Origin of the sequence: Kitasatospora arboriphila (assembly GCF_039528095.1) — a bacterium.
GTDB lineage: Bacteria > Actinomycetota > Actinomycetes > Streptomycetales > Streptomycetaceae > Kitasatospora > Kitasatospora arboriphila.
Map to the genome: position 1 here is coordinate 63,616 of NZ_BAAALD010000010.1, position 3,955 is coordinate 67,570.

The 3,955-nt window shown below is 76.8% G+C and carries 3 protein-coding genes and 1 pseudogene; all 4 read right to left on the reverse strand.

Annotation, left to right across the window (positions count from 1 at the left end; translation table 11 throughout):
• Positions 1 to 301: hypothetical protein (locus ABD353_RS08105; RefSeq protein ID WP_344622797.1), on the reverse strand; the 301-nt coding region annotated here is incomplete at its 3' end.
• Between the two features lie 242 nt (positions 302 to 543).
• A complete protein-coding gene (locus ABD353_RS08110; protein WP_344622798.1) occupies positions 544 to 1,761 on the reverse strand; it encodes a DNA polymerase III subunit delta' in 1,218 nt (405 codons plus the stop codon).
• Between the two features lie 63 nt (positions 1,762 to 1,824).
• Entirely contained in the window at positions 1,825 to 3,156 is a 1,332-nt protein-coding gene (locus tag ABD353_RS08115; protein ID WP_344622799.1) for an acyltransferase family protein, read from the reverse strand.
• Positions 3,157 to 3,279: 123 nt separating this feature from the next.
• A pseudogene (locus ABD353_RS08120) lies at positions 3,280 to 3,955 on the reverse strand (hypothetical protein); the annotation flags it as partial.

Sequence of the window (3,955 nt, forward strand, 5' to 3'; positions counted from 1 at the left end):
CCCGGTCCGCGCCTTCGTCGGGCCGGGAGGCCGCCGAGGCCCCGAGGTGCTGCGACCGCCCCCAGGCGCCGGGTGCCCGGCCGGGCAGTACGGCGACGGCCAGCACGGCGGCGCCGACGAGGCAGAACACGGCCGCGGCGGCGCGCAGCAGCAGCGGGCGCTGCTCGGCGGCGAGCCCGTACGTGCGGGCGGAGCGGAGGTCGCGCCAGCCGGTGAGGGTGGAGCGGCCGAGCCGGAGTCCGGCCGCGGCGGCTGCGGCGGCCGCCAGCAGGGGTACGACGACGAGGAGCGGACGGGGCATGGGCGTACCACCTCCGGGCGAGCACGGTCGCCGGACCACGGCTTTCGGACCGACCGTCCACAGGGTGCACAACGGGCCGTGCGGCTCGGCGGGGGCCGGGCGGGCGCCGGGCGACGTTCACTCGAACGAGCGAGGTGACATGCCGTCACCCGGAAGCCCTCGGGGGCGCCCGTCGCAGCAGGAGGCGCCCCGTCGCAGCGGACGCCGGGTCGGTCCGGCGCCCCGGTGGCCGACCGGGAGGTTCAGCCGGCCCGGAGGGCGAGCGTCATCGCCTCGACGGCGAGCAGCGGGTCGACGTTGCGGTCCAGCGCCTCGCGGCAGGCCAGGACGGCCTCGATCCGGCGCAGGGTCGACTCGGCGGGGCCGGCGGAGGCGATCCGGTCGAGGGTCTGCCGGTGGTCCTCGTTGGCGAGCGGGCCGGCGGAGCCGAACTGCAGGGCGAGGACGTCCCGGTAGAAGCCGAGCAGGTCGAGCAGGGCGGTGTTGAGCGTCTCGCGGCGGGTGCGGGTGGCCCGGCTCTTCTGCCGCTTCTCCAGCTCCTTGACCGCACCGGCCATGCCGCGTGGCGCCCGGCTGCCCTCGGAGGCGCCGTACGCGGCCTTCAGGTCGTCGGTCTCCTTGGCGTCCTGGGTCTCGGCCAGGGCCTCGGCGTCGGCCTTGGCGGTGTCGACCAGCCGCTGGGCGGCGGCGAGGCAGCCGCCGACGTCGGCGACCTCCAGCGGGATGCGCAGCACCTCGGCCCGGCGGGCGCGCGCCTGCTCGTCGACGGCGAGGCGGCGGGAGCGCTCGATGTCGCCCTGCCCGGCGAGGGCGGCGGCGTGCGCGGGGCCCGGGTCGACGCCGTCCCTGCGGACCAGCATGTCGGCGACGGCCTCGGCGGACGGCGTGCGCAGCACCAGCAGCCGGCAGCGGGAGCGGATGGTGGGCAGCACGTCCTGGACGGAGGGGGCGCACAGCAGCCAGACGGTGCGCGGCGAGGGCTCCTCCACGCCCTTGAGCAGGGCGTTGGCGGCGGCCTCGGTGAGCCGGTGGGCGGCGTCGACGAGGATCACCGACCAGCGGCCGCCGGTCGGGTAGCTCGCGGCGCGCAGGACCAGGTCGCGCATGTCGCCGACGCCGATGGAGAGCCCGTCGGTGCGCACGTACTTCACGTCGGCGTGGCTGCCGGAGAGCACGGTGTGGCAGCCCTCGCAGAAGCCGCAGCCGGGCGTGCCGCCGAGTTCGAGGTCGGGGCTGGTGCACTGGAGCGCGGCGGCGAAGGCGCGGGCGGCGGTGGTCTGGCCGGCGCCGGGCGGACCGGTGAACAGCCAGGCGTGGGTCATCAGCGAGGCGTTGGCGCCGGGCTCGGCCGGCGCGCCCGCGGTGCGTCCGGCGGCGACGGTGGCCCGTGCCGCACGGGCGGCCGCGGACAGCTGCTCGACCACACGGTCCTGGCCGACCAGGTCGTCCCACACGCTCACGCCGTACTCCCTGCCGTACCCACCGTCCGCCCCGGCCGCCTGCCCGCCGGGTCCGCCACGAGCCTAACGCCCGTCGCCGACACCGCGGGCGGCCATCGGCGCGCGGGCCCCGGCCGGCTCCGGCTCCCGCTCCTCCCCCGGCCCGCCCGCCGGCTCCTCGGCCGCGGGGCGCCGGGCCGACGGCCCGTCGGTGGACGGGCCCTGGATCGCCGGGCCCTGGATCGCCGGGCCGTGGATCGCCGGACCCTGACCGGACGGGCGCGGAACGGGCAGCGGCACCCCGCGCACCTTGGCGAAGGAGGCCGCCAGGCGGGGCTTGAGCCAGCGGGCGGCGGGCCGCTCGACGAAGCGGTGCACCAGCCAGGAGGCGGCGGTCATCACCACCAGCAGCGTGCCGACCAGCAGCCAGGGGTCGACCCGGTTCCCGAGGGTGTCGATCACCTCCCAGCCGATGTACTCGTGCAGCAGGTACAGCGGGTAGGTGACCGCCCCGGCGGTGGCCAGCCAGCGCCACTGCACGCCGCGGAACCGGTCCAGGGCGACGCCGGCCATCAGCAGGTAGAACACGGCGAGCACCGCCACCACGCCCCACTCGGGTACCGGGTAGCCGGCCTGGGCGGCGACGAAGCGGTAGGTGGGCAGCACCGCCCGGCAGCCCGCCAGGAAGGTGAAGCCGACCAGCAGCCAGAGCAGCAGATCCGGGCCGAACCGCCGGATCAGGTAGAAGGCCAGGCCGCCGATGAAGAACCAGCAGTACTCGGGCATCGCCAGCACCTGGAGCAGCTGCTCGCCGGGCGCCGCCATCGCGAGCACCCCGGCCGCGCACCAGAGCAGGCAGAAGGCGAGGACCCGGCGGTAGGTGAGGCCGAGCGCCACCACCACCGCGAAGATCAGGTAGAACCGGCCCTCGACCCACAGGCTCCAGTACACGCCGTCGACGTAGGGCGCCCCGAACGGGTACTCCATCATCGTCAGGTTGGTCAGCACGTCCCGGGTCGCCCGCGGGCGGCTGCCGCCCGGGACGGCGGCGAGCACCGCCGTGGTGAGCAGCACTGCGAACCAGTACGCGGGGAACAGTCGCACCACCCGCGAGCTCAGGAAGTCGGCGAGCGAGCGGCCCCAGCAGCTCAGGCAGATCACGAAGCCGCTGATCAGGAAGAACAGCTGCACGCCCATCCAGCCGTAGGCCGCGGGCCGGTAGAGCACCGGGAAGAGCTCGGCGCGCGGGCGGCCCCAGTCCGACCCGAACGCGACGTAGTGGTAGACGACGACCAGCAGGACGGCCAGGAAGCGCAGTCCGTCCAGTGCCAGCAGCCGGCCGCCGGGTCTGCGCGCCGCTTCCGGGGCAGCGGCCTCGGCGGCGCGGGTGGACGGGGCGGCTGCGGCGACGGTCACGGGTACGGGCTTCCTCGGCTGGCTGCGGATGCGAAAAACGGGCACCGCAGTCTTTCAGACCGCGGCGCCCGTCCGGTGCGTCCGCCACCCGTCGGCGGCCTCCGCCGGCCGCCCGCGCAGGGCTCAGTCCCGGCGGCGCTTGCGGCCCCAGCCGCGCCGCTCCTGGCCCTCCTGGCCCTCCTCGCCGTCCTCCTCGGACTCCCAGCGGGCCCACTCGTCGCGGGAGCCCAGCAGGCTGTCGGTGAGGCTCGGGAGGTCGTCCATCGGCGTCTCCTCGGCCCAGGACGGGCGCGGCCGGTCGACCGGGGTGAGCTCGCGGGTGGTCTCGGCGGGCGGCTCCTCGCGCCACAGCCCCGGCGGCACCCGGTCGGCCGCGTCCGGGTCGGCCTGCGGCAGCACGGCGGTCTCGTCCGCCTGCGGCAGCACGGCCGTCTCGTCCGTGAGCGGTGCCTTGCGGAAGTCGGCGCACTCCGCCTTCGGCAGCACGGCCGTCTCGTCGGCCTTCGGCAGCACCGCGGTCTCGTCGCCGACCGGCGGCTTCCGGAAGTCGGCACGCCCGGCCTTCGGCAGCACGGCGGTCTCGTCGGCCGCGGGGACGGTCGGCAGGACGGCCGTCCGGTCCGCGGGGCCGGCCTGCCCGGCGGCCCGCACGGCCTTCCGGCGCTCGACCTCGGGGATCTCCCGGGTGGTCTCGGCGTCCTCGGCGTCCGTGCCGTCGCCGTCCCGGTCCGCCGCGACCTGCGGCAGTTCCGCGGTCGTGGCGGGCGACGCGGCGGGGGGCTCCGCCCCGCCGCGGTCC